We start from the raw sequence: 24286 nt of genomic DNA, 5'->3' as shown, positions 1-24286 counted from the left end.
TGCCAACAATAATATCTTTTTTGTTGGCGCGATCAATAAAAAATGCAAAATGCCTGTGTCATGCAGGAGGACACGGGATGCCAAAGGTCGGCATGCAACCCATTAGGCAGAAGCAGATCATCGCTGCCGCCATTGAAACCATTCACGAATTCGGGATCGAACAGAGCTCCATCCGACAGATCGGCATGAAGGCTGGTATTTCCCCCAGCCTCATCACCCATTACTTCGGTAGCCGGGATGCGCTCTATACGGTGGTCCTGCGCCATCTGAACCGCGAGCTGTCACGGGCGACCGTTGAGCGGCTTCGTGGTGCAGGGACGCCGATGGAACGGTTGCTGGCTATCGCCTCCGCTCAGTTCGAGCCCGCGCAATTTCAGCCCGCTGTTGCGACGACGTGGTTCGCCCTGTGGGCCAGCCTTGCCGGAAATCCCGAGATGATGCGTTTCCAGTCGATCTATGAAAGGCGGCTGGCCAGCAACATCGCCCATTGCCTGCGCTCCCTCATCCCGGCTGATCGGATCGAATTCGGCGTGAATTGCCTTCTCGCCATGATCGACGGGCTCTGGGTGAAGGCGGCACAGCCGACCAGCCGCATCACCACCGAAAATGCCTTTCCGATCTTCAAGGACTATGTCCTTCAACTTGTTGCACAGCTTTCGCGCGGGCAGGTGGGGCAATGAAGGAATGGGAATACAGCGCTTTGGACGGGGTGGCGCTTGCAGACCTGATCGCGCGAGGAGAGGTGTCCCGCGAGCAGGTCACGGCGGCGGCAATCGGGGTGATCGAAAGCCGCAATCCCGATCTGAACGCCGTGATCCGCTATAATTTTGATGGCATCCGGGACGGCTCTTCTGAAATCCGCAGCATGCTCGATGGGGTTCCGTTTCTCTTGAAGGACGCCAACCTCTATTCGTCCGGCATGCCAACGACCTTCGGCTCGGCGTTCTTCCGCGATGCGGCTGCACGACCTGACAGCCTCATGGTCGATCGTTGGCGCAAGGCGGGGCTGTCCATCCTCGGCAAGACCAACACGCCTGAATTCGCAGCCGAGTTCGTGACGGAGCCGCGCGCCTACGGCACGACGAAAAACCCGCGTGCGCCCGGATTGACGGTCGGCGGAAGCAGCGGCGGTGCAGCGGCAGCGGTGGCCGCCGGCATGGTGCCGATTGCGCACGCCACCGATCTTGGCGGCTCCATCCGGATCCCGGCCGCCTGCTGCGGTGTTTTCGGGTTCAAGCCGACGGCTGGTCTCAATCCCGTTGGTCCCTACTTCGCCGAAATTGCCGGAGGCCTTAACTCCGACCATGTCGTCACCCGATCGGTTCGCGACAGCGCAGCCTCGCTTGACATTACCGCGGGCCGAAAACCCGAAGGAGGCTCCTACCTCAAGGCCCTCCACCAACCTACAGGCCGCCTCAGGATCGGCATCAGCGCGGTCGATCCCATGGGCCGCAGATCCGGTGCGGAGCAGCAGCAGGCGTTGAGCGATGCAGCGCGGCTTCTTGAGGGCCTTGGGCACGACGTGTTCGAGTATGTCTACCCTGAAGGCCTGTCCGCGCCATGGTTCGACGACCTCTGGATTTTCGACATCGTGAAGCTGGTGGATGAGAGGGCGCGGGAGATAGGACGCAGTCCCGAGCGTGAGGAGCTCGAGCCTCTGACGTGGCATCTGCTGGAGAAAGCGAAAGCCGGCGGCCCTGCGGCTCATGCAGCGGCACAAACGGCGCGTATCGGCTACAATACCCGCTATCTTGGCTCCATGCAGGAGATCGATATCGTGTTGACGCCGACCCTGGCGGCGAACCCGCCAAAGGTGGGCACCTTGGCCTTCACCAGTTTCGATGGCGTGGATGCCTGGAACGAGGCGGGCTATGGTTTCGCACCGTTTTCGACACCCTCGAATATTTCAGGTCAACCTTCGGCGTCCTGCCCGTGGTTCGCGAGCACGTCGGGTCTTTCTATCGGGGTGCAAATCAGTGGCAAGCCGGGAGGCGATCTTCTGGTTCTGCAGCTGGCTGCACAGTTGGAAGAGGCGAGATAGCCCCGCCTGAAGGCATGCGAGGGAAGTTTCAATCATCGGGCAATTCTCGATGGAAATATCGGCCACGCCGGGCAGCGGTACATGGGCTGAAATTCTCAATGCATCTGTGGCCGGCAGGTGGTCGGCCGTCATTGCTCATTTGAAGTGCGCATCGCTTCTTGCGCGAAGAAGGATGAAAACCGTCGCGAAAGTTCGCTGAGATCCAGCATGACCCGCCGCAGGTGCAGTTTCATCACTTCCTGGGCGCGGTCCACGTCACCGCTCGTCACGGCATCCAGTACTTCCTGGTGATCTTGCACGAGCTGGTCGAGTTGGCCTGCCTGCACCGACAGGCGACGGACGCGATCCATGTGCTTCTTCGCATCGGAAATGAAGCCCCAGACCCCGTCGCGGCCGGCCAGGCTGCAATAGAGCGCGTGCATGCGCTCATCGCATTCGAAGAACAAATCCGGATTGTCTTCCTGGATGGCAAGCGCCTGCTCTTCGATGGCTTGGCGGATGCCAAGCAGGATGCGGCGGTTCGATTGCCGCGCCGCTTCCGCCACGATCGCGAGTTCGAGCTGTTCGCGGACGAACTGTGCCGTGCGCACCGCGTCCATGCGGATCGGTGCGACCACGACGCCCGCCCGCGACCGGATATCGACCAGCCCCTCCGCGGAAAGCCGCGACAGCGCCTCGCGCACCGGCGTGCGGCTGACGCCCAGGAGGTCGGCCATCGCATGCTCCCCGATCGGTTCGTTCGGCTTCAGCTCGAGCCCGATAATCTTTCGTGAAAGGGTACGGTAGCAATGCTCCGCCGCCGAAATCTTCGTGTCACGCGTCATGGGTTGAACACCTCTTGTTTTCTTGCATGCAAATCGCCCGCACGCGCAGGATAACCCGGGAAACAAAGATATTCCACTCGTACCAATGTCGAAGCTTGACCATTGCCGGAATCTTGCATACAAGAATGCAAGACATTTGGGAGGAGACCGATGACACTGCATGGCAAGTTGCGGCCCGCTATCGTGCGGACCATTGCATCTACCGGAATGGCCGTATTCATGGCGGGCGCGGCAAGCGCTGAGGATCTGACGATCGGCGCCCTGTACCTTGATGCGCAGGGCTTTTATGGCGGCATCAAGAAGGGCATCGAGGCAGGTGCCGGTGATGAAAGCGTGCGCCTGCTCGGGCAGAATTCCCAGGGCGATGCGGCCAAGGAAGCGCAGTTTGCTTCCACGCTGATCTCCTCGAAGGTCGGCGCCATCATCATGTCCCCGGTGTCGGCCACCGCCTCCGTGCCGGTCGTAAAGCAGGCGGCGGAGGCCGGTATACCGGTGGTCTGCTACAACACCTGCGTGAACGACGAGGACGCCAAGAAATACGTCAAGGCGCTCGTGACGACCGACCAGTACAAGCTCGGCTACGATGTCGGCCTCGTCGCTGGCGACTACTTCAAGGGTAAGGGGATCGACAAGCCCCGGTTCGGCATTCTGAACTGCGACGTCTACGAAGCCTGCGTCCAGCGCAAGGCCGGGTTCAAGAAGGCCGTGGAGGAGAAGGTTCCGGGCGTCGAATGGGCGGCCGACCAGGCGGGGTTCGAGCCGGGCAAGTCGACCGAGACGGCAACGACCATGCTGACCGGCGACATGGCGATCAACGCCATGTTCGCAACGACGGACAATGGCACGATCGGCGCCATCCAGGGCATCATGGCCTCGGGCCGCCAGGGGCAGGCGGTGGTGTTCGGCAACGATATCAGCGTGCAGCTCGCGCAATATCTCATCAACGCGCCCGAAACGCTGATCGCCACCAACGGCCAGCAGCCGCAGCAGATGGGCAAGGATTCTGTGCGCATAGCGCTGAAGGCCATCAAGGGCGAGGCGGTCGACAGCTATCTGACCATCGTGCCGACGGAAATGTTCCTGTCGTCCGATCCGGAGAAGGTGAAGTCCTGGCTGGAAGCGCGGCCCGACGGCATCCCCTGATGCTGGTTCTGTTTCCTCCCGGAGGAGGGGCGCGGCTTGCCGCGGCCTTCCTTCTTTTTCAATCGCAGTCAGTGGCATGGTCCCCATGGTCGAACCGCTCGTTCATATGCGCGGAATATCCAAGGCGTATCCCGGCGTTGTCGCCCTGGAGGACGTGAGCTTCGCCCTGGCGCGGGGCGAAGTCCGTGCCCTGCTCGGCAAGAATGGCGCGGGCAAATCGACGCTGGTAAAAATTCTCGCCGGCGTCGAACGGCCGGACGAGGGTACGATCCTGATCGATGGTAAAGCCGTCGCGCTGCGCGCGCCCATGGATGGCATCCGGGCCGGCATCGCCACTGTGCATCAGGAATTGAGCGTGGTGCCGGAGCTTTCCATCGCGGAAAACGTCTTCCTCGGCCGCTGGCCGACCCGCGGCAGGCGCGTCGATTGGCGCCGGATGCAGCGCGAAGCACATGATGCACTGGCCCTGCTCGGCCTTCATCTCGATCCACGCCAGCCGGTGGCGCGCCTCTCCGTGGCGGAGCGCCAGCTCATCGAGATCGCGCGCGCCCTCAGCCAGGGCGCCCGCCTGCTCATTCTTGACGAGCCGACCAGCTCGCTCGTCGCCCAGGAGGCGGAAACGCTGATCCGTGTCGTGCGGCAGCTCGCCGAACAGGGCACCAGCATCATCTACATTTCCCACCGCATGGATGAAATCCGCAAGGTGGCGCATTCCGTCACCATCATGCGGGACGGCCGCCATATCGCGACCGCACCGGTTGCCGATGTCTCGAACCGCGAGATCGTCGACATGCTGCTCGGCAGCGCGCAGGGCGAAGGCGGTAGCACACGCATCTTCGGCCAGCCGGGTAAATTTACCCCGTTGCTGACGATCAGCGACCTTCGTGTTGCGCCGCGCATCGAAAACGCGAGCCTGGAGATTCGGGCCGGCGAGGTGCTGGGCATCGCCGGCGTGCTCGGATCCGGCCGCACGGAGCTCCTGCAGGCCATCGCCGGCCTGCGCGCCGCCCATGGCGGCTCCATGACGCTTGCCGGCAGAGACTTCAGGCCGACGAGCCTGCGCGAGGCGCGGGCGAACGGCATCTTCATGACGCCGGAAGATCGTCGCGGCGAGGGCGCCGTGATGATGCTCGGCATCGACGAGAACCTGGTCATGGCGAGCTGGGGGTCGGTCTCGCGTGGTGGCGTGATCGACCGGGCGGCCATGCGCAGGAAGGTTACCGCATCGATCCGCTCGCTCGGCATCAAGCTTGCCCATCCCGGCGAGGCGCTCGGCAATCTCAGCGGCGGTAACCAGCAGAAGGTCGTCATCGGTAAGGCACTGAATGCCGCGCCGCGCATCCTGCTGCTCGACGAGCCGACGCGCGGCGTCGACATAGGCGCCAAGCGGCAGATCTACCAGCTGATGCGGGATGCCGCCGCCGACGGCCTCGCCGTCGTCTTCGTCTCCGGCGAGATCGAGGAATTCTGCGAGGTCTGCGACCGCGTCCTGATTCTGCGTGGCGGCTGCATAACGGGCGAGGTGGAGGGGTCGGCGATCCGCACGGAGACGCTGGCCGACCTGACGACGGGCGAACACGGAGTGCATTGACGATGGCCCCTATCCAATCCGAATCCTATCAGAAATTCGATCTGCGACACTTCCTGAGCGGGCGTGCCAACGAGATCGGCCTCCTCGTCGCCATCCTTGTGCTCTACGCCTTCCTGGCGGCTTTCGCCTCGAATTTCATGACGCTGCCCAACCAGCTCAATATTCTCCGCGATGCCGCCTTCGTCGGCATCATCGCCTGGGGCATGACGCTGGTGCTGATCAGCGGCGAGATCGATATTTCCGTCGGTCCGCATGTCGCCTTTGCCGGCGTGCTTCTCGCCTCGCTGGCGCAATCCGGCGTACCACTTGCCGTCGCTGCGCTGATCGTCATCGTCCTTGGCGCGCTGATCGGCTGCTTTACAGGCGTGCTGCGCGCCTTCCTCGACGTGCCGAGCTTCATCGTCACGCTGGCGCTTTGGCTCGGGCTGCGCGGTACGGCGCAGGTCATGTCGGATGCCGTGCCGATCGTGATCATGGATTTCAGCTTTCAGCGCCTCGGTGCGGGCTGGTTCCTGGGGATTCCGACGCCCGCGGTCATCATGCTGATCCTTTTTGCCATCTTCAGTTTCGTTGCGACGCGCACGGTCTTCGGCCGCAGCGTCTACGCGGTCGGCGGCAATGCGGAGGCCGCGCGCCTCTCGGCCATTCCCGTTGCGCGGGTGCGCATCCTCGTTTTCGCCATCACCGGCGCGCTGGCGGCACTGACGGGCATCCTGATGGCAAGCCGCCTCGGCTCCGGTAACAGTGGCGCGGCCTCCGGCCTGGAGTTCGACATCATCGCCGCCGTCGTCGTCGGCGGAACCAGCCTGTTCGGCGGGCGCGGCACCATGCTCGGTACGTTGCTCGGCGTGGTGTTCATCGCAGCCCTCGTCAACGGTCTCGTCCTCATGGGCGTCGATCCTTTCGCGCAGGGTATCGTGCGCGGCGTCGTCATCCTCGTCGCCGTCATGGTCAACATCATCAGCATCAAGCGCATGCGGGGGCGCACATGAACCTCAACGTCACAAGGCCGAACCGGGCAGCCGTGCTCCTGTCGCCCAACCATGTCGAGTTGCAGGACTGGCCGGAGCCGGCCGCGGGTCCGAACGATGTGGTGGTGGAGGTCGCCGCTGTCGGCGTGTGCGGATCGGATGTGCACTATTTCCGCCATGGCCGCATCGGCAATCTCGTCTGCGACCGGCCGATCGTGCTCGGTCACGAAGCGGCGGGTACGGTCGTCGCGACGGGCGGTGCGGTTACGCATCTCAAGCCCGGCGACCGCGTGACGCTGGAGCCGCAGCGGCCGTGCGGCCATTGCGAGCAATGCTGGTCGGGTGCCTACAATCTCTGCCGCGACGTGGTGTTCATGGCGACCCCTCCCCATCACGGGGCATTCGCGCGGCGAGTCGTCAATCCGGCCGACTTCACCTTTGTCATTCCCGACAGCCTCTCCTTCGAGGAGGCGGCAATGATCGAGCCGCTGGCCGTGGGACTGTGGGCGACGGAGCGGCTCGACCTCAAGCCGGGCAGCTCCGTACTGATCGTCGGTGCCGGTCCGATCGGGCTTCTGGCGGGGCAGGCGGCGGCGGCGCGGGGGGCCACGCGCATCATCCTTTCCGACATCAACCCGGCGCGTATCGGCCTCGTCGCCCGTTTTCCGCGTTTCGAGGCGCATGATGCGGCAGCCGATCCGGCCTATGAGACGATTGCCGAGGTGGATGCCGTCATCGAATGCAGCGGGGCGCCGATGGCGGTGACGCGCGCCCTGCCGCGTATCCGTCCGCGCGGCGGCCTTGCTCTGGTCGGCATAAACCCGACGGGCGCTGCCTCCGTCGATTTCTGGCCCGCCATGGAGCGGGAGCTCTCGATCCACGGCGTCTTTCGCTATGCCGGCATGTATCCGAGGGCGATCGAACTGGCCGCAAGTGGTCTTGTCGATCTGAAATCCGTCATCACGCACCGTTTCGGTCTCGAGGAAACGGCGGCGGCGCTTGCCAAGGCGAGCGACGATCCGTCCTCGATCAAATCGGTGGTGCTGCCATGAAGATGACGATTTCCCTGCTCCTCGATGCGCAGGACACCGTCGGTGAGAGCGTCGTCTGGTCGGGTGAGGAGAACGCGCTTTACTGGGTCGATATCGTCGGCCGGCGCATCCATCGGCTGGAACCCTCCAGCGGCCGCCACGATGTCTGGCCGACGCCCGATTTCGTCACCTCCATCGGCATGCGGGCGGATGGTGGCTTCATCGTCGGCCTGCGCCGCACTGTCTGCCTGTGGCTGCCGGGCGGCGCCTTCGAGGAGTTCGCGGTGCCGGAGCCGGATCTGCCGGACAACCGCCTCAACGAGGGGCGCGTCGCGCCGGACGGTACCTTCTGGGTGTCGACCATGCAGAGCAATCTCCATCCCGACGGGTCGCCAAAGGATATGGACCGCAATGCCGGGGCCATCTACCGCATCGATGCGGGCGGCCAGGTCGCACAACTGACGCCGAACGTATACGGTATCACCAACACGATGGCCTGGACGCAGGATGGCCGCTTCTTCTTCGCCGATACTCTGGCGAACGAGCTCTATCTCTTCGATTGCGATGTCGCCACCGGGACCCTTGCCAACCGGCGCACCCTCGCGGCCGGTTTCCCGCGTGGCTTTCCGGACGGCTCCTGCCTCGATGCGAAGGATCGGCTGTGGAACTGCCGTGTGGCGGGCGGCGCGGCGGTCGCAGGTTTCGACACGGATGGCGGTCTCGTCGGCGTCGTCGAACTACCGGCGGGCTGGCCGACGAGCTGCACCTTCGGCGGGCCGGATCTTTCCACCCTCTATGTCACCTCGGCGCGCTTCACCATGTCGGCCGACCATCTCGATGCGCATCCGCTGGAAGGCGGGCTCTTTGCCGTCGAAGGCGTCGGGCGTGGTCTCGCCGAGCCGAAATTCGGGGCCTGTGGCCAAAATCCTTCCGTTTCGGAGAAAGCATGATGAGTGAATTTGACGGCAAGAGCATCATCGTTACCGGTGGTAGCCTCGGCATGGGGCTTGCCTGCGCACACCGTTTCGCGGCGGGCGGCGGCAAGGTGCTGATCGTCGCCAACGACAAGGCTTCGGTCGATGACGCGGTGGCGGCGATCGGCAGTAGCGCCGCCGGCTTCGTCGGCGATGTGCGCAGCAAGGACGACATGGCGGCTGCCGTTGCGGCCGCGGTCGCGCGCCACGGCGGCGTCGACGTGCTTGCCTGCTGCGCCGGCATCCAGCGCTACGGCACGGTGGTCGATACACCGGTCGAGGTCTGGGACGACGTGCTGGATATCAATGTCAAAGGCCTCTTCCTCGCCGCGAAATTTGCCATCCCGGAAATGAAGAAGCGCGGCGGCGGAGCGATCGTCGCCATCTCCTCCGTGCAGGCCTATGCCTCGCAGGCGGGCGTCGCCGCCTACACGGCGAGTAAGGGCGCCATCAACGCGCTGGTGCGCGCCATGGCGCTCGACCATGCGCCTGATAACATCACAGTGAACGCCGTCTGCCCCGCCTCGATCGACACGCCCATGCTGCGCTGGGCGGCGGATATCTGGAAAGGTGAGAGCACGGCCGAGGCGACGCTCGACGCCTGGGGCCGTGGCCATCCGCTCGGCCGCGTCGGCAAGCCGGCCGAGGTCGCCGATCTCGTCGCCTTCCTCGCAAGCGACAAGGCCCGCTTCATCACCGGCGCCGATATCAAGATCGACGGCGGCGTCCTCTCCAAGCTCGGCATCATCATTCCCGATTGATCGGAAGGCTGGCCATGAAACCGTTTCCCGATTTCCGCTCGAAGACGTTCCTGCTCGCCCATCTGCGCGAGATCATGGATTTCTACCACCCGATCTGCCTGAACAGCGAGGACGGCGGCTATTACAACGAATACCGCGACGACGGCTTCGTCACCGACCGCAAGACACAGCATCTCGTCTCGACCACGCGATTCATCTTCAACTATGCGACGGCCGCCGTGCTGTTCCAGCGGCCGGACTTCGCCGAAGCTGCCGCCCACGGCGTCAAGTATCTCGACGAGGTACACCGTGATCCCGACTTCGGCGGTTATTTCTGGTTGATGCACGGCCGCGAACCGGTGGATACGACCAAGCATTGCTACGGTCACGCCTTCGTGTTGCTGGCCTATGCCACGGCGATGAAGGCCGGCATCGCCGGCATGGCCGAGAAGGTGTCAGAGACCTGGGACTTGCTCGAAAACCGCTTCTGGGAGCCGGAACACGAGCTCTACAAGGACGAGATTGGCCGCGACTGGCAACGAGTTTCGCCCTATCGCGGCCAGAATGCCAACATGCACATGACCGAGGCGATGCTGGCGGCCTATGAGGCGACGGGCGAGACGCGCTACCTCGACCGCGCCGAAACGCTCGCCCGCCGCATCTGCGTCGAGCTTGCGGCCGGTGCCAAGGATGTCGTCTGGGAGCACTATCGCCAGGACTGGGCGATCGACTGGGATTACAACAAGGACGACCCCAAACACCTTTTCCGCCCCTACGGCTATCTGCCGGGCCATATGACGGAATGGACCAAGCTGCTGCTGATCCTCGAGCGGTATCGCCCGCGGGAATGGATGCTGCCCAGGGCCGTCCTGCTCTACGAGACGGCGCTCGCCAAAAGCGCGGACCTCGAGTTCGGCGGCATGCACTACAGCTACGGCCCGGATGGCAAGCTCTACGATCTCGACAAGTACCATTGGGTTCATTGCGAGACGGTGGCGGCCGCCGCCGGCCTTGCGGAGCGCACCGGCGAAGAGCGCTACTGGCAGGACTACGGCCGTCTCTGGCGCTACAGCTGGCGGCATCTCGTCGATCACGATCACGGCTGCTGGTTCCGCATCCTTTCACCCGCTGGCGAAAAGCAGAGCGACATCAAGAGTCCGCCGGGCAAGACCGACTATCACCCCTTCGGCGCCTGCTACGAAATCCTCCGCATACTGGGGGAGGCGAAGTAGCGCCCGATGGAAAACGGCCGGCCGCGCCAGGCGCTCCGCGGCTCGTCTCTCGGCAGAGAGCGCAAGCAAAGATTATGGGAGGGAATGACATGCTGAAGACATCGCTAGCCGCATTGGCGTTGGGCGCCGCGCTCGTCACGGCCGGTGCCGCCGGGGCGGCGGACAAACCGAAATTCGTCTATCTGACGCAGACCGGCATCGACAACAGCTTCTGGCAGTCGATCAAGCGGGGCATGGACGATGCCTGCGCCCAGTTCGAGGCGGATTGCCAGCTCATCTTCACGACGCCGAACGGTGACTTGCAGAAGCACCTGCAGAATCTCGAAACGGTGGTGGAGCAGGGTGTTGACGGCATCGTCACGGTCGTCGTCAACGACGACCTCTACGACGAGACCGTGAAGAAGGCTGTCGACAAGGGCATTCCGGTCATCACCGCCAATGTCGATGACAGCCAGGGTGCTGCCGGCAACGCGCGCAACGCCTTCGTGGGGCAGGATCTTTTCGAGGCGGGCTATGTCCTGATGAAGGGGCTCCATGCGAAAATTCCGGCCGGCCAGCCCATCCATGCGCTGCTGGGTCTCTCCCGTCCGGGGGAAAGCTGGGCCGAGGCGCGTATCGGCGGCGCCAAGAAATTCCTGGAGGAGGCAAAGGCGGCCGAGCCGAACCGCGAGATCACCTACGAGGTGATCGACAGCTCCAATGACATTTCCGTCACGGCGTCCCGCATCTGCCAGTATGTTCAGGGCAAGCCGGAAACCAACGCCTATGTCGATGCCGGCTTCTGGGGTGCGGGGGCGGGTGAATGCCTGCGCGACCTCGGCATCAAGCCCGGCCAGCTGCACATGGCGACCTTCGACCTCGTGCCCGTCGTGCTCGACGAGATGAAGAAGGGCTATGTCGATATCACCATCGATCAGCAGCCCTACTACCAGGGTTATCTGCCGATTCTCCAGCTAGCGATGATGAAGAAGTTCGGTCTCAGCGCCTTCGACGTCAACACCGGCAAAGCCGTGGTCGAACCGAAGGACCTGGAGCAGGTGGAGAAATTCATGTCGATGGGTGTCCGCTAAGCCCGCCGTTTCCCAGCCCTTCCGCCAAGGCGCGGGAGGGCCCTTCAAAGGCCTGACACCATGAAACTCAATGTCCGCAACCTGATGGCGCGGCCGGAAATGGCGGCGCTGCTGATCTTCGTCGCCCTGTTCGTCGTCTTCAGCTTCATCAACGACCGGTTCTTCGCGACCGGCAACATGACTGTCTATCTGCAGCCGATCCCGGAACTGGCGATCGTCGCGATGGGCATCACGATCCTGATCATCGCCGGCGAGTTCGACCTTTCCGTCGGCTCCGTCTTCGGCCTCTCGCCGATGGTGACGGTGCTCTTGATGCAGAACGGTTGGCCGACCGCGGCGGCAATCCTCGCTGGTCTCATGATTGCCGCGTTGATCGGCTTCGGCAACGGCCTGATCACGCTGAAACTCAAGATCCCCTCCTTCATCGCGACGCTCGGCATGCTGTTCATGGCGCGAAGCTTCGCGGTCGTGCTGGCCGGCGGCTTTCCGCCGATCTTTCCGCGCGAACTCGATGTTTCCTGGCTGGTCGGACGGCTCGATCTCGGGCTCGTCACGCCGCGCGTCTCGTTGCTCTATATGATCGCGATTGCGCTGGTGCTCGGCTTCGTGCTGCGCCGCATGGATTTCGGCCACTGGATCTTTGCCACCGGCGGCCATCCGCAGGCGGCGCGCGACATGGGCATCAAGACCGAGCGGGTGAAAATGGCCTGCTTCATGTTGTGCGCCACGCTCGCGGGATTTGCCGGTATCATCCAGAGTTTCCGCGTCAAGGTGATCGTGCCCAATCTCGGCACAGGCCTTGAAATGCAGGCAATCGCCGCGGCCGTCATCGGCGGCGTGGCGCTCACCGGCGGCGTCGGCTCCATTCTCGGCGCGGTGGTCGGCACGCTGCTGATCGCCATGATCGAGAACATTCTCATCCTCAGCGGCGTCAATGCCAACTGGTTCATGTTCGCCGTCGGCGCCATGATCGTGGTGGCGGTCGTCCTCAACACGCAGACCCGGCTGAAAGCCGAAGGCATGAAGGGGTAAGCCATGAGCACCGCTGCCAATACGGCCGAAGAGCCGATCATCAAATGCGTCGGCCTGCAGAAGTGGTACGGCGCCGTCCATGCCCTGAAGAATGTCGATTTCCATGCCGCGCGCGGCGAGGTGATCGGCCTCGTTGGCGACAACGGTGCGGGCAAGTCGACGCTGATCAAGATCCTGTCCGGCGTGCACACGCAAGACAAGGGCGACATCTTCATCGAAGGCCGCAATGTCTCCATTACCGGCCCGGAAGTGGCGATGGGCCTCGGCATCGAGACGATCTACCAGTACACCGCCATGGTACCGGAAATGTCGATCGCGCAGAATTTCTTCATCGGACGGGAGCCGCTGAAATTCGGCCGTCCCGGCCTCGGCATCGTCGACCGGGCGAAGATGGCGCGCGAGGCGATGGAGGGGCTGCGCGGCGTGGGTCTTCACCTGCGCGGGCCCGATACGCCGGTCAAGGCCCTTTCGGGCGGCCAACGCCAGGGCGTCGCCATCGCGCGCGCCATGCATTTCCGCTCGAAGGTGCTGATCCTCGACGAGCCGACCAATCACCTCTCGGTCAAGGAGACCAACAAGGTGCTGGATCACGTCGTCGAGCTGAAGGGCCTTGGCATCACCTCGATCTTCATCAGCCACAACCTGCATCACATCCATCCGATCTCCGACCGCATCGTCGCCATGGCCCGCGGCGAGAAGATCGCCGATCTGCCTGCCGGCGAGATCAGCGTCGACGAGATGACCCGGATGATCAGCTAACGGCCTCGCTGGCCAGAGCCGGGATGTCCCCGGCTTTCCCGACAGACAGTTCCATTGGAGCCTCCCATGAAGCGACCCAGAATTACCGATATCCGTGCCACGACCATCACCGTTCCGCTGGAGGCGCCACTGCGCCATTCCAACGGGGCCCATTGGGGACGTTTCGTGCGCACCATCGTCGAGGTGGAGACCGATGTGGGCATCGTCGGCCTCGGCGAGATGGGCGGCGGCGGAGAGAGCGCCGAAGCCGCCTTCCGGGCGTTGAAATCCTATCTCGTCGGGCACGACCCTTTCGAACTGGAAAACCTCCGGTTCATGATCTGCAACCCGACGGCAAGCCTCTACAACAATCGCACACAGATGCATGCGGCGCTCGAATTCGCTTGTCTCGACATCATGGGCAAGTTCCTCGGCGTACCGGTCTATGATCTGCTCGGCGGCAAGATGCGTGAAATGGTGCCCTTCGCCAGCTACATGTTCTTCCGCCTGCCCAACAAGGACACGGGTCTCGGCGAAACGCGCACGGCCGACCAGCTCATCGAACAGACGCTGGCGCTGAAGAAGAAATGTGGCTTCACCTCGCACAAGCTGAAAAGCGGCGTCTTCCCGCCGGACTACGAGCTGGAGGTGTATCGTGCCTGGGCGAAGGCGCTGGGGCCGGACAGCGTGCGCTACGACCCCAACGCCGCCTTCTCCGTCGAGGAGGCGATCCGTTTCGCCAAGGGGATCGAAGACCTCAACAACGACTATTACGAGGATCCGACCTGGGGGCTCAACGGCATGCGCCGCGTGCGCGAGAACACCAACATGCCGCTCGCCACGAATACCGTGGTCGTCAATTTCGAGCAGCTCGCCACCAACATCCTCAACCCGGCGGTCGATGTCATCCTGCTGGACACGACCTTCTGGGGCGGCATCCGGCCCTGCGTGAAGGCAGCCGGTGTCTGCGAGACCTTCCAGCTCGGTATCGCCGTGCATTCCTCCGGCGAACTCGGCATCCAGCTCGCCACCATGCTGCATCTCGGTGCCGTCGTGCCGAACCTCGTTTTCCATGCCGATGCGCACTACCATCAGCTTGTCGACGACATCATCGTCGGCGGCCCGATGCGCTACGAGAACGGCGCGATCAAGGTGCCGTCCGCGCCGGGTCTGGGTGTGGAGATCGACCGTGACAAGCTCGGCAAATATGCCGACCTTTACAAGACGCTGGGCGGCTATCCCTACGACCGCGATCCGTCGCGCGAAGGCTGGTTCTCCGTCGTGCCGAATACGCGCTGGGCGGATCCGGATGACAACCGCGTCGTCAACTACTGAGGGACCGGGCTATGGAGCTGGATCCTCAAGGCACCTTCGTCGGCCGCGCCTGGCTTCCCGCCGTGGCCGGCCCCTCTCTTGTCGTGTTGCGCGACGGGACGCTGGTCGACATCACCTCGCGCCAGACGCCGACCATGCGCGACCTGCTCGAAATGGACGACCCCGCCGGCTTCGTGCGGGCACAGGCCGGAACGGCCGTCGGCCGTCTGGACGACATTCTCGCCGCGTTCGGGCGCAGAGACGGGCCATGGCTTCTCGCGCCCTGTGACCTGCAGGCCGTCAAGGCCTGTGGCGTGACCTTCGCGCGCTCGATGATCGAGCGGGTGATCGAGGAGCGCGCGGCCGGCGACCCGGCCCGCGCAAAGGCGATCCGGGAGCGGGTGGCGACGCTTGTCGGCGCCAGCCTTCGTGATCTGAAAGCCGGTTCGCCGCAGGCCGCGAACGTGAAGGCCGCTCTCGTGGAAGAGGGGCTCTGGTCGCAATATCTCGAGGTCGGCATCGGCCCGGATGCGGAGGTGTTCACCAAGGCGCAGGCGCTGTCGTCCGTCGGCCACGGCGCGGATGTCGGGCTGCACCCCATTTCGAGCTGGAACAATCCCGAACCGGAAGTCGTCCTCGCTGTCGACAGCCGTGGCCGGGTGCGGGGCGCCACGCTTGGCAATGACGTCAACCTGCGCGATGTCGAGGGCCGCTCCGCGCTGCTTCTCGGCAAGGCCAAGGATAACAATGCCTCCTGCTCCATCGGTCCCTTCATTCGGCTCTTCGACGAAAGCTACTCCATGGAGGACGTGCGAAATGCCGTTCTCCAGCTAAAGGTGGAAGGCGAGGACGGTTACGTGCTCACCGGAAGCAGCTCCATGAGCGAGATCAGCCGTGACCCGCTTGATCTCGTGGCCCAGACGATCGGCGCCCATCACCAATATCCTGATGGATTCATGCTGTTTCTCGGGACCATGTTCGCACCGGTCGAGGATCGCGGCGTTGCCGGCCAGGGTTTTACCCACAGGATCGGCGACCGGGTCAGCATATCGAACGACCGGCTCGGCACGCTGGTCAACCGGGTCAGGTTGTCCACGGAATGCGATCCCTGGCTGTTCGGCATATCCGATCTGATGCGCAATCTCTCGAAGCGCGGTCTGCTTTAGGACGAGCTGGGGAAAGCGCCTGCGGGCGGGCGGAGGTGGAGCCGCCATTTTTCGAATTGACACTCCTTCGGGCGGAGGCTAATTAAAGGTTACGCTATACCTATATGATAGGTTGGAGGATAACTTGAAAGAGATCGCGCCGGATGGCACGCCACCCCGCATTCAATCGGAGACCGACGGGCTGCTCGGGGGCGTCATCAATGCTGTGAAGGCTCATATCCGTGAGAATGGGCTGCAGGTCGGTGACTGGTTGCCGAGCGAGGGGGCCTTTTCGGAGAAATTCGGCGTCTCCCGCGGCATCGTGCGGGAGGCGTATCGTTCTCTCGCCGCGTTGACGCTGATCGATATCGGCAATGGCCGCCGCCCACGGGTGGCCGCGCCCAAGGCGGATGTTCTGGCGCTGATCACCGATCACGCCGTCTACACCGACCAGGTGACGATCCAGCAAATATTCGACGTGCGCCGGACGATCGAGCGCCGCACCGTCGTACTCGCCGCCATGCGGCGCACCGACAGGGAGGCGGCCGAGATCATCGCGCTCGCCGATGCGATGCAGCGCGATTTTCAGGATCCGCAGAAAGTCATGGAGCACGATATCGCGTTTCACGAGGCGATCGGCGCCGCGTCGCGCAATCCCATGTTCGCCCTGATCGTCGGCTCCTTCCACGTCGTCACGCGCCAGACCTGGCCGATCGGCTGGGCAAGTCGCGCCAGCAACGAAACGCGGCAGGAGAGCATCGATGGCCACATGACGATCGCGCAGGCCATTGCCAATGGAGACCCGACGCTGGGCGAACAGGCGATGGTGGAGCATTTCGATCTGACGGTGAAGGCGCTGTTGACGGCGGGAGTGTATTGAGCATGAAGATTACGGCGTTCGAAACGGTCCGCGCCCGCGACTTTCCCAACATTCTCTGGGTCCGCATCCACACGGACGAAGGCCTTGTCGGACTTGGCGAGACCTTCTTCATGGCTGCGACGGTGGAAGCCTACATCCATGAGGTCGTCGCACCCAAACTCCTCGGCCGCGATCCGCTGGAGATCGACCGGATTTCCAAGGACCTGACGGGCTATCTCGGTTTTCGCTCGACGGGCGCGGAGATGCGCGGCAATTCCGCCGTCGATATCGGGCTTTGGGACCTCTTCGGTAAGGCGACCAACCTACCGATCGCCCAGCTTCTCGGCGGCTTTTCGCGACAGGAAATCCGGACCTACAATACCTGCGCCGGCAACACATACATGCGTGAGGCGAAGGGCCAGCAGACTGCCAATTACGGCATCGGTGGCCCCCAGCGCGACTATGACGACCTCAACGGTTTCCTGGAGCGGGCCGATGAGCTTGCCGAGGATCTGCTGTCGGAGGGTATCACGGCCATGAAGATCTGGCCTTTCGATATCGCTGCAGAGAAGAGCGGGGGGCAGTACATTTCCGGTCCGGATATGCGCAAGGCGCTGGAACCCTTCGAGAAAATCCGCAAGCGCGTCGGCGACCGTATAGATATCATGGTCGAGTTCCATTCCATGTGGCAGCTGACGCCCGCTATCCAGATCGCAAGGGCCCTGGAGCCCTATGCCACCTTCTGGCATGAGGATCCGATCAAGATGGATTCACTCTCCAGCCTGAAACGTTACGCTGCGGCCAGCCGCGCGCCGCTCTGCGCTTCGGAGACGCTCGCCACCCGCTGGGCCTTCCGCGACCTGATGGAGACGGATTCCGCAGGCGTCGTGATGCTCGACCTTTCCTGGTGCGGCGGTATTTCGGAAGCCAAAAAGATCGCCACCATGGCGGAGGCCTGGCACTTGCCGGTCGCGCCGCATGATTGCACCGGGCCGGTCGTGCTGGCCGCATCGACGCATCTTTCGCTCAACGCGCCGAACGCGCTCGTGCAGGAAAGTGTGCGCGCCTACTACAAGACCTGGTACGCCGAGCTGACGACGCAATTGCCGACCGTGAGGAACGGCATGATCACCATTCCGCCGGGAGCAGGGCATGGTGTCGATCTCGCGCCGGATCTTGACCGCAAGTTTGACGTTTCGCGCCGTATGTCGGCTCTCGAAGGGTAGGGCCTTCGGGTGTCTTGCCTGCGCGCGGACGGCATCTGCGCGATTTTCTGAAGATTGCCGGGACTGCAAGGTCCCGGGTGGAGTTCCGCGACGGCGTGAAGGAGCGCCGGACACAACGATCGATGTTCAACGGGAGGTACGCATCATGATCCGAAAATTGATAACGGGAACAGCCCTCGGGCTGGCATTCATGGCTTCCGGCGCCAGCGCCGAAGGGCTCAACATCGCCTTCATCAGCCACTCGTCCGCTTCCAACACCTTCTGGCAGTCGGTCAAAAAGGGCTATGACGATGCCTGCGAGAAGGTCGGTGCCTCATGCCAGCTGATCCTCACGCAGACGGAAGGAGCCGTCGAACAGGCCGTCGCCAACCTTCAGGCGGCGATTGCTTCCAAGCCGGATGCGATCTTTGTCGCGATCGTCGACAACAAGGCCTATGACAATGTGATCCAGGAAGCGGTCGATGCCGGCATCCTCGTTCTCGCCGTCAATGTCGATGACAGCGAAGGCGCCAAGGGCAATGCCCGTAAAGCCTTCATCGGCCAGGGCTTTACCGCAGCCGGCTATTCGCTCGCCAAAGCGCAGTCGGAGAACTTTCCGAAGGACGGCCCGCTCAACCTGCTGGTCGGCGTGAATGCGCCCGGCCAGACCTGGTCCGAACAGCGCGCCGGCGGTGTGATGAAGTTCCTCGAAGAGTACAAGGCCGCGCACACCGATCGCGAGATCACCATTACGCGCATCGATTCTGCGACCGACCTTGCGCTGACCGCCGACCGTATCGGTGCATATCTCAATGCCAACCCCAACACGACGGCCTATTTCGATACGGGCTACTGGCACGCTGGCGTCGCCAAGGTGCTGAAGGATAGGGGCATCGAGCCCGGCAAGGTTCTGCTCGGCGGTTTCGATCTCGTGCCGGAAGTGCTCCAGCAGATGGAGGCTGGCTATGTGCAGGTGCAGGTCGACCAGCAGCCCTACATGCAGGGCTTCATGCCCGTCATGCAGGCCTATCTGTGGAAGACGGCCGGGTTGACGCCCTCCGACATCGACACCGGGCAGGGCATCGTTACGCCGAAAGACGTTCCGATCATTCTTGAAATGGCAAAGCAGGGCCTGCGCTGATCCGGCGCACCCGACACGCAACCGGCGTCTTGTCCCGGAAGGCGAGACGCCGAACCATAAGTGGCGGTTCATGAAGCGGTTTCTGAAAATCTATCTCGACAAGCCGGAACTCGCCGGCCTCGCTCTGCTGATCGTTCTCCTGGCCGTTTTCCAGGTGAAGTCGAACGGCATCCTGCTCTCCTTCGAGAACGTGCGCGGCGTCATGGGCTTGCTGCCGGAAATGGCGCTCGTCGCCATCGGCGTGACGATCCTGATGATCTGCGGCGAGTTCGATCTGTCGGTCGGGTCGGTCTTCGCGCTGATGCCGATGTCTATGGCCGTGATGCTGAACGGCGGAGTACCCTTCACGGGCGCGGTTCTGCTGGGGCTTCTGGTCTGCGCGGTGATCGGCTTCATCAACGGCTATGTCACGTTGCAATTCGCGATCCCGAGCTTCATCACCACGCTCGGCATGCTGTTCATCGCGCGTTCGCTGACCATCGTCATCTCCGGCGGCTTCCCGCCGTTGCTACCCTCCGACCTGCCGACCTGGCTCTTCACGGACTATATCTGGCAGGGCGCGCTGTTCCGTATGTCCTTCGTCTGGTTCGTCGGCATTGCGGCGCTGGTCGGGGCCATGCTGTCGCTCACCAATTTCGGCAACTGGATCCGTGCAGCCGGCGGCTTCAACGAGGCGGCCGCCTCGATGGGCATCCCCGTCAAGCGCGTCAAGATCGCCTGCTTCATGCTCTGCTCCGTGCTGGCGGGGTTCGCCGGCCTCTTGCAGGTGCTGCGTCTCGGTTCGCCGCTCCCCTCCATCGGCGAGGGGCTGGAGCTGCAGGCGGTCGCGGCCGCGGTCATCGGCGGCACGGCGCTGGCGGGCGGCATAGGCACGGTCTTCGGCGCGATCATCGGCACGCTGCTGATCCGCACGATCGACAATGGTCTGGTTCTCTCGCGCGTCGATGCCAACTGGTTCAAGTTCGCCATCGGCGTGCTCACCATGTTCGCTGTCATCGCCAATGCCTGGATGGGCAAGCTTTCCCGCAAGATCAAGGTGGAGGCGCACAAGTGACGACGCCGGTCATCGAATGCCGCAACCTGCAGAAATGGTACAGCGGCGTGCACGCGCTGAAGAGCGTCAACCTCACCATCCATCCCGGCGAGACCGTCGGGTTGGTGGGCGACAATGGGGCGGGCAAATCGACGCTCATCAAGATCCTCTCCGGTGTCCACCATCAGGATTCCGGCGAGGTGCTGATCGAAGGCAGGAAGGTCGAACTGCGCAGCCCCAAGGACGCGATGCGTCATGGGCTGGAGACGATCTACCAGTACAATTCCATGGTGCCTACCATGTCGATCGCCCGAAATCTCTTCATCGGTCGCGAGCCGATGAAATGGTCGCTCTTCGGCATCGGCATCATGGACCAGAAGCGCATGCGCGCCGAAAGCGTGCAGGCCATCGCCGATGTCGATCTGCACCTGCGTTCGCCGGATGCACTCGTCGGTGAGCTTTCCGGCGGTCAGCGGCAGGGTGTCGCAATCGCGCGTGCCATGCATTTCAAGTCCAAGGTGCTGATCCTTGACGAGCCGACCAACCATCTCTCCGTCAAGGAGACCGACAAGGTCATCGGTTTCGTGCGGGGCCTGAAGGCACAGGGGCTGACCGGTATCTTCATCTCGCACAACATGCAGCATGTCTTCCAGTCCTGCGACCGGATCGTAGCCATGGCCCGCGGCGAGATCGTGTTCGACAAGCCCACGTCCGAAACCTCCATCGACGAGGTTCACGCGCTTCTGTGAGGAGACAATGACAGAGCTGACAGGAAAGACCGTCCTTCTCACCGGCGCGCTCGGCACGCTCGGCCGCGCCCAGGCAAACCGGCTTGCGCGTGCCGGGGCGAGCCTGCTGCTGCTCGACCGTCCGGACACCGGCGGCGGCGAGGAATTCGCTGCCGAAACGGCCCGGGCGTACACCGGTAAGGCAGTCTATATCGGCGAGGACCTGAACGACCTCGCCGCTGCGGAAAGGCGTGTGTTCGTGCTCGCGCGCGAGCACGGCGGCATCGATATCCTCATTAACAACGCCGCGCTCATCATCAACAAGCCCTTCGAGGCGTTCTCGCTCGAGGAATACGAGGATCAGGTCCGCGTCAACTCCTCCGCCGCCTTCGCGCTGGCCCGCGCCGTCGCGCCGGCCATGAAGGGCAGGGGTTACGGCAAGATCGTCAATTTCTGCTCGGTAACGCTGAACGGTCGCTGGGACGGATATGTGCCCTATGTCGCTTCCAAGGGCGCGATGCTGGGGCTGACGAAGTCGCTTGCGCGCGAACTCGGCCCGCATGGCGTGCGCGTCAATGCGGTCTCCCCCGGCGCGGTGGTGTCGGAGGCGGAGGCGCGTGTCTTTGCCGACCGGCTGCAGGCCTACAACGACTGGATTCTCGAAAACCAGTCGCTGAAGGCACGTATCCAGCCGGAGGACGTTGCGGAACTGGTGCATTTCCTCGTCTCGCCGGCATCCGACATGATCTCCGGCCAGAACATAGCCGTTGATGGCGGCTGGTAATGACGGTTTCGCTTTCCAACGGCAGGGCGCGCATCACCGTGCGGCCTGATCTCGGCGCCGGGTTGGCGGCGTTCGACGTGTTGCATGGGGCGGACTGGCAGCCGATCTTTCGGGCAGTCGATCCCGGGACGGCTCATCCCTTTGCCCTATCCAACATCTTGCTCGTGCCCTTTTCCGGACGTGTTTCCGGCGGTGGCTTCTCCTTCAATGGCGACTTCCACGCATTGTCCCGCAACATGGACACAGAGGCCTATCCCCTCCACGGCAGCGGTTTTTCATCTCCATGGCGCGTGGCAGCGGAGGGAGGGGATTTCATAAGCCTGGCGCTCGCGGCCGAGGGGCCGGGGCCATTCCGTTTTGATGCGACCGCGACGTATCGTCTCGTCGATGCCGGGCTCGTCATGACGCTCGACGTCACCAACCGCGCAGCCATCCGGCTACCTTACGGCGCAGGCTTCCATCCCTGGTTCGTGCGCGATGCGGATACGACGCTTGCCGCCGCGGCTACGGACGTCTGGCTGGAGCAGGCCGATCATCTTTCGAAGGGCCGCGAGCCCGTTGGCATGCATCCGGACATGGATTTCAACCGGCCCCGGCTTCTCCCGGCCCGGTGGATCAACAACTGGTTCGACGGCTGGAACGGCAAGGCGCGGATCGCCTGGCCGGGGAAGGGCCTGGCGGCGGATATCGAGACGAGCGAGCCGCTGAACCGGTACGTCGTCTTTTCCCCTGCCGCGGATGCGGATTTCATCTGCTTCGAGCCGGTGACGCATCCCGTGGATGCTTTCAACCTGCCCGGTGAACCGCAGGACCATGGGCTCAGGGTGCTGGAACCGGCCGAAAGCCTGAGTGTCTCCATGCGCATCACGGTCTGCCCCGCGTGATGAAAAAGCAAAGCCGCGGTCGGGTGCGGGAGCCGTGGTCTCTATGAGCTCGGTCGGGCGTGCATGGTTCACCGACGATGGTAACTGTCTACCGCGGCAACGGCAGTTGCATATGTAAAGGGGAAAGTCTCTGTGGAGGGTGATCATATCGGCGAACGGCTTGAAACAGTGTGCCATTGCTCCCCGGGAAGCGGCATGCCCTCGAACCCCAACTGCATGAGAGAGAAATATGGTTTAGCACTGAGTCCCAGGTTTGGGCCGCCGGGATTTGGAATTTTCCGGCTTTGATCACGATGACCGGCTGATTTTGTCATCGGGATTGTGCATGGCAATCGTGACGTTGTATCCGATTGCCGAGTGGGGACGATCTTCAGTGTTTAGTCCCTGTATTTGATGGTGCAATCTTTTCCATGGAATGGAAGGAAGCACTATGGGCCAAACACGTCACGACCGCGCTCGCAGGAGCCGCGTTCAACTGTTGTCAGTGCAGAAGAGGAGGCGGTCATCGTTGCGTTCCGGCAGCACATGTTGCTGGTGCTGGATGATTGCCTCTAAGCCCTCCAGCCGACAATCCCGCATCTGACGCGCTCGTCATTGCATCGATGTCTGCAACGCCATGGGATTTCGAGATTGCCGGAGGTCGATGGTGATAAACCGCCGAGAAAGAAGTTCAAGGCCTATGCAACCGGCTATTTTCACGTCGACCTGGCCGAGCGAGCAGCCACCCGAACGGCGTCACACTTCCTGGATGCGCCGGTTGCTGCTGTACCCTTCGAGATCCGCACGATGTTAACCGACAGCGGAATTCAGTTCGCGGACATCCCGAAGAACTGCAACGGGCCAGCCGCCCGGTTCTGGGGGCATCCGTTCGATCGGGCATGCTGACGACATGGCATCGAGCATCGGCTGACCAAACCCAGGCATCCATGGACAAACGGCCAGGTCGAGCGGATGAATCGGACGATCAAGGAGGCAACCGTCAAACAATATCACTCCGACAGCTACGATCACCTCCGCAGACACATAGGCGATTTCGTCTCGACAACAATTTCGCAGGCGGCTCAAGACCTGACAGGCCTCACGCCGTATGATTACATCTTGAGCGTCTGGACAAAAGAACCCGAAAGATTCAGGCTCGCTCCAACCCGCCAAATATCAGGACCAAACACCTAGAGCGTCGCAGCCATCGCCTTGATCAGCATGGCGGCGGAGGCGGCGCCCGGGTCGGTATGGCCGAGCGAGCGTTCGCGCAGGCGGGCGGCGCGGCCCTTGGTGGCAACCATGGTGGCGGTGGCGGCAGCGCCGTTCTCTGCGGCGGCTTCCACGGCCTTCCAGAATTCGGGTTTCTGGCGGTGAGCGGCAACGGCTGTCGCGGCAGCCTCCGCGGCGGGCAGCCAGACGTCGAGCATCGTCTTGTCGCCGCGCTGCGCCTTGCCGCGGTCGCGGATGCCCTCGGAAATCGCGCTGAGCATGTCTCGGCAGGCCGCAAGATCGAGCTGGTCGCAGCCCGCAAGCGCCTGCCCGGCGCGGCGAAAGCCTGTTGCATAGAGCGGGCCGGTGGAGGCGCCGACGGCGTCGAGGAAGCCGCTTGCCGCCGTCGACATCACGTCGGAAGGGCTTGCACTTTCAAGATCAAGCGCGGCCAGTGCCGCCGTCACCGCCTTGAAGCCGATCGACATGGTGATGCCATGGTCGCCGTCGCCGATGGCGCCGTCGAGTTCGGAAAGGCGGTCCTTTTCCGTTTCGATCACCCTGGACATCCGTTCGAACATCCGGGCAAGCACCCGTGCGGCAGTTTCCGACATG

At 63.1% G+C, this 24286-nt stretch carries 23 protein-coding genes and 1 pseudogene; 22 read left to right on the top strand and 2 right to left on the bottom strand.

Going from position 1 to position 24286, the window contains the following annotated elements; translation table 11 throughout:
* Positions 1-77 precede the first annotated feature (77 nt).
* A complete protein-coding gene (gene betI / locus MUO32_RS00905; RefSeq protein ID WP_257946358.1) occupies positions 78-680 on the top strand; it encodes a transcriptional regulator BetI in 603 nt (200 codons plus the stop codon).
* Positions 677-2041 (top strand): amidase, encoded by a 1365-nt coding sequence (locus tag MUO32_RS00900; protein WP_257946357.1) that lies wholly within the window; start codon positions 677-679, stop codon positions 2039-2041. The genes betI and MUO32_RS00900 overlap by 4 nt, the downstream gene beginning before the upstream one ends.
* Positions 2042-2169: 128 nt before the next feature.
* Here the strand turns inward: MUO32_RS00900 and MUO32_RS00895 are convergent, their stop codons facing one another.
* Positions 2170-2865, bottom strand: coding sequence for a GntR family transcriptional regulator (locus MUO32_RS00895; RefSeq protein ID WP_257946356.1), 696 nt, complete (start codon positions 2863-2865; stop codon positions 2170-2172).
* A gap of 150 nt (positions 2866-3015) precedes the next feature.
* Between MUO32_RS00895 and MUO32_RS00890 the strand changes: the two genes are divergently transcribed.
* The 20 genes and pseudogenes from MUO32_RS00890 to MUO32_RS00795 all read left to right on the top strand — a co-directional run bounded on the left by MUO32_RS00890 (position 3016) and on the right by MUO32_RS00795 (position 23653).
* Entirely contained in the window at positions 3016-4008 is a 993-nt protein-coding gene (locus tag MUO32_RS00890; protein WP_257946355.1) for a substrate-binding domain-containing protein, read from the top strand.
* An 85-nt stretch (positions 4009-4093) separates the two neighbouring features.
* Positions 4094-5599 (top strand): sugar ABC transporter ATP-binding protein, encoded by a 1506-nt coding sequence (locus MUO32_RS00885; protein WP_257946354.1) that lies wholly within the window; start codon positions 4094-4096, stop codon positions 5597-5599.
* 2 nt (positions 5600-5601) lie between these two features.
* Positions 5602-6591 carry an ABC transporter permease gene (locus tag MUO32_RS00880; protein WP_257946353.1) on the top strand — a complete coding sequence of 330 codons (990 nt, stop codon included), beginning with the start codon at positions 5602-5604 and terminating at the stop codon, positions 6589-6591.
* Complete coding sequence (locus MUO32_RS00875) at positions 6588-7622, top strand: NAD(P)-dependent alcohol dehydrogenase (RefSeq protein ID WP_257946352.1); 1035 nt, start codon at positions 6588-6590, stop codon at positions 7620-7622. The genes MUO32_RS00880 and MUO32_RS00875 overlap by 4 nt, the downstream gene beginning before the upstream one ends.
* Complete coding sequence (locus tag MUO32_RS00870; RefSeq protein ID WP_257946351.1) at positions 7619-8551, top strand: SMP-30/gluconolactonase/LRE family protein; 933 nt, start codon at positions 7619-7621, stop codon at positions 8549-8551. The genes MUO32_RS00875 and MUO32_RS00870 overlap by 4 nt, the downstream gene beginning before the upstream one ends.
* Complete coding sequence (locus MUO32_RS00865) at positions 8551-9336, top strand: SDR family NAD(P)-dependent oxidoreductase (RefSeq protein WP_257946350.1); 786 nt, start codon at positions 8551-8553, stop codon at positions 9334-9336. The genes MUO32_RS00870 and MUO32_RS00865 overlap by 1 nt, the downstream gene beginning before the upstream one ends.
* 14 nt (positions 9337-9350) lie before the next feature.
* On the top strand, positions 9351-10547 hold the full coding sequence (locus MUO32_RS00860; protein WP_257946349.1) for an AGE family epimerase/isomerase: 1197 nt from the start codon (positions 9351-9353) through the stop codon (positions 10545-10547).
* An 89-nt stretch (positions 10548-10636) separates the two neighbouring features.
* Positions 10637-11617, top strand: coding sequence for a sugar ABC transporter substrate-binding protein (locus MUO32_RS00855; RefSeq protein WP_257946348.1), 981 nt, complete (start codon positions 10637-10639; stop codon positions 11615-11617).
* A 60-nt stretch (positions 11618-11677) separates the two neighbouring features.
* Positions 11678-12649, top strand: coding sequence for an ABC transporter permease (locus MUO32_RS00850; RefSeq protein WP_257946347.1), 972 nt, complete (start codon positions 11678-11680; stop codon positions 12647-12649).
* A 3-nt stretch (positions 12650-12652) separates the two neighbouring features.
* Positions 12653-13408, top strand: coding sequence for an ATP-binding cassette domain-containing protein (locus tag MUO32_RS00845; RefSeq protein WP_257946346.1), 756 nt, complete (start codon positions 12653-12655; stop codon positions 13406-13408).
* Between the two features lie 66 nt (positions 13409-13474).
* Positions 13475-14722, top strand: a complete 1248-nt coding sequence (locus MUO32_RS00840; RefSeq protein ID WP_257946345.1) for an enolase C-terminal domain-like protein — start codon at positions 13475-13477, stop codon at positions 14720-14722.
* An 11-nt stretch (positions 14723-14733) separates the two neighbouring features.
* Positions 14734-15867 carry a fumarylacetoacetate hydrolase family protein gene (locus tag MUO32_RS00835; RefSeq protein ID WP_257946344.1) on the top strand — a complete coding sequence of 378 codons (1134 nt, stop codon included), beginning with the start codon at positions 14734-14736 and terminating at the stop codon, positions 15865-15867.
* Positions 15868-15991: 124 nt separating this feature from the next.
* A complete protein-coding gene (locus MUO32_RS00830; RefSeq protein WP_257946343.1) occupies positions 15992-16726 on the top strand; it encodes a FadR/GntR family transcriptional regulator in 735 nt (244 codons plus the stop codon).
* Positions 16727-16728: 2 nt separating this feature from the next.
* A complete protein-coding gene (locus MUO32_RS00825; RefSeq protein ID WP_257946342.1) occupies positions 16729-17931 on the top strand; it encodes a mandelate racemase/muconate lactonizing enzyme family protein in 1203 nt (400 codons plus the stop codon).
* Positions 17932-18076: 145 nt separating this feature from the next.
* A complete protein-coding gene (locus MUO32_RS00820) occupies positions 18077-19051 on the top strand; it encodes a sugar ABC transporter substrate-binding protein (protein ID WP_257946341.1) in 975 nt (324 codons plus the stop codon).
* 70 nt (positions 19052-19121) lie between these two features.
* Positions 19122-20105 carry an ABC transporter permease gene (locus MUO32_RS00815; protein WP_257946340.1) on the top strand — a complete coding sequence of 328 codons (984 nt, stop codon included), beginning with the start codon at positions 19122-19124 and terminating at the stop codon, positions 20103-20105.
* On the top strand, positions 20102-20833 hold the full coding sequence (locus tag MUO32_RS00810; RefSeq protein ID WP_257946339.1) for an ATP-binding cassette domain-containing protein: 732 nt from the start codon (positions 20102-20104) through the stop codon (positions 20831-20833). The genes MUO32_RS00815 and MUO32_RS00810 overlap by 4 nt, the downstream gene beginning before the upstream one ends.
* 7 nt (positions 20834-20840) lie before the next feature.
* Entirely contained in the window at positions 20841-21596 is a 756-nt protein-coding gene (locus MUO32_RS00805) for an SDR family oxidoreductase (RefSeq protein ID WP_257946338.1), read from the top strand.
* Complete coding sequence (locus MUO32_RS00800; protein WP_257946337.1) at positions 21596-22480, top strand: aldose 1-epimerase; 885 nt, start codon at positions 21596-21598, stop codon at positions 22478-22480. The genes MUO32_RS00805 and MUO32_RS00800 overlap by 1 nt, the downstream gene beginning before the upstream one ends.
* A 393-nt stretch (positions 22481-22873) precedes the next feature.
* A pseudogene (locus tag MUO32_RS00795) lies at positions 22874-23653 on the top strand (integrase core domain-containing protein).
* On the opposite strand, the gene dhaL reads toward MUO32_RS00795, so the two are convergent.
* Complete coding sequence (gene dhaL / locus MUO32_RS00790; RefSeq protein ID WP_257946336.1) at positions 23650-24285, bottom strand: dihydroxyacetone kinase subunit DhaL; 636 nt, start codon at positions 24283-24285, stop codon at positions 23650-23652. The pseudogene MUO32_RS00795 and the gene dhaL sit on opposite strands and share 4 nt — an antisense overlap.
* Position 24286: the final 1 nt, after the last annotated feature.

The organism is Shinella sp. CPCC 101442, from assembly GCF_024704725.1.
Classification (GTDB): domain Bacteria; phylum Pseudomonadota; class Alphaproteobacteria; order Rhizobiales; family Rhizobiaceae; genus Shinella.
This window is presented reverse-complemented; position numbering and strand designations above follow the sequence as displayed.

Coding starts and splice junctions, on each gene's coding strand:
- betI (WP_257946358.1), top strand. CDS start 78: ATGCCAAAGGTCGGCATGCAACCCATTAGGCAGAAGCAGATCATCGCT.
- MUO32_RS00900 (WP_257946357.1), top strand. CDS start 677: ATGAAGGAATGGGAATACAGCGCTTTGGACGGGGTGGCGCTTGCAGAC.
- MUO32_RS00895 (WP_257946356.1), bottom strand. CDS start 2,865: ATGACGCGTGACACGAAGATTTCGGCGGCGGAGCATTGCTACCGTACC.
- MUO32_RS00890 (WP_257946355.1), top strand. CDS start 3,016: ATGACACTGCATGGCAAGTTGCGGCCCGCTATCGTGCGGACCATTGCA.
- MUO32_RS00885 (WP_257946354.1), top strand. CDS start 4,094: ATGGTCGAACCGCTCGTTCATATGCGCGGAATATCCAAGGCGTATCCC.
- MUO32_RS00880 (WP_257946353.1), top strand. CDS start 5,602: ATGGCCCCTATCCAATCCGAATCCTATCAGAAATTCGATCTGCGACAC.
- MUO32_RS00875 (WP_257946352.1), top strand. CDS start 6,588: ATGAACCTCAACGTCACAAGGCCGAACCGGGCAGCCGTGCTCCTGTCG.
- MUO32_RS00870 (WP_257946351.1), top strand. CDS start 7,619: ATGAAGATGACGATTTCCCTGCTCCTCGATGCGCAGGACACCGTCGGT.
- MUO32_RS00865 (WP_257946350.1), top strand. CDS start 8,551: ATGAGTGAATTTGACGGCAAGAGCATCATCGTTACCGGTGGTAGCCTC.
- MUO32_RS00860 (WP_257946349.1), top strand. CDS start 9,351: ATGAAACCGTTTCCCGATTTCCGCTCGAAGACGTTCCTGCTCGCCCAT.
- MUO32_RS00855 (WP_257946348.1), top strand. CDS start 10,637: ATGCTGAAGACATCGCTAGCCGCATTGGCGTTGGGCGCCGCGCTCGTC.
- MUO32_RS00850 (WP_257946347.1), top strand. CDS start 11,678: ATGAAACTCAATGTCCGCAACCTGATGGCGCGGCCGGAAATGGCGGCG.
- MUO32_RS00845 (WP_257946346.1), top strand. CDS start 12,653: ATGAGCACCGCTGCCAATACGGCCGAAGAGCCGATCATCAAATGCGTC.
- MUO32_RS00840 (WP_257946345.1), top strand. CDS start 13,475: ATGAAGCGACCCAGAATTACCGATATCCGTGCCACGACCATCACCGTT.
- MUO32_RS00835 (WP_257946344.1), top strand. CDS start 14,734: ATGGAGCTGGATCCTCAAGGCACCTTCGTCGGCCGCGCCTGGCTTCCC.
- MUO32_RS00825 (WP_257946342.1), top strand. CDS start 16,729: ATGAAGATTACGGCGTTCGAAACGGTCCGCGCCCGCGACTTTCCCAAC.
- MUO32_RS00820 (WP_257946341.1), top strand. CDS start 18,077: ATGATCCGAAAATTGATAACGGGAACAGCCCTCGGGCTGGCATTCATG.
- MUO32_RS00815 (WP_257946340.1), top strand. CDS start 19,122: ATGAAGCGGTTTCTGAAAATCTATCTCGACAAGCCGGAACTCGCCGGC.
- MUO32_RS00805 (WP_257946338.1), top strand. CDS start 20,841: ATGACAGAGCTGACAGGAAAGACCGTCCTTCTCACCGGCGCGCTCGGC.
- MUO32_RS00800 (WP_257946337.1), top strand. CDS start 21,596: ATGACGGTTTCGCTTTCCAACGGCAGGGCGCGCATCACCGTGCGGCCT.
- dhaL (WP_257946336.1), bottom strand. CDS start 24,285: ATGTCGGAAACTGCCGCACGGGTGCTTGCCCGGATGTTCGAACGGATG.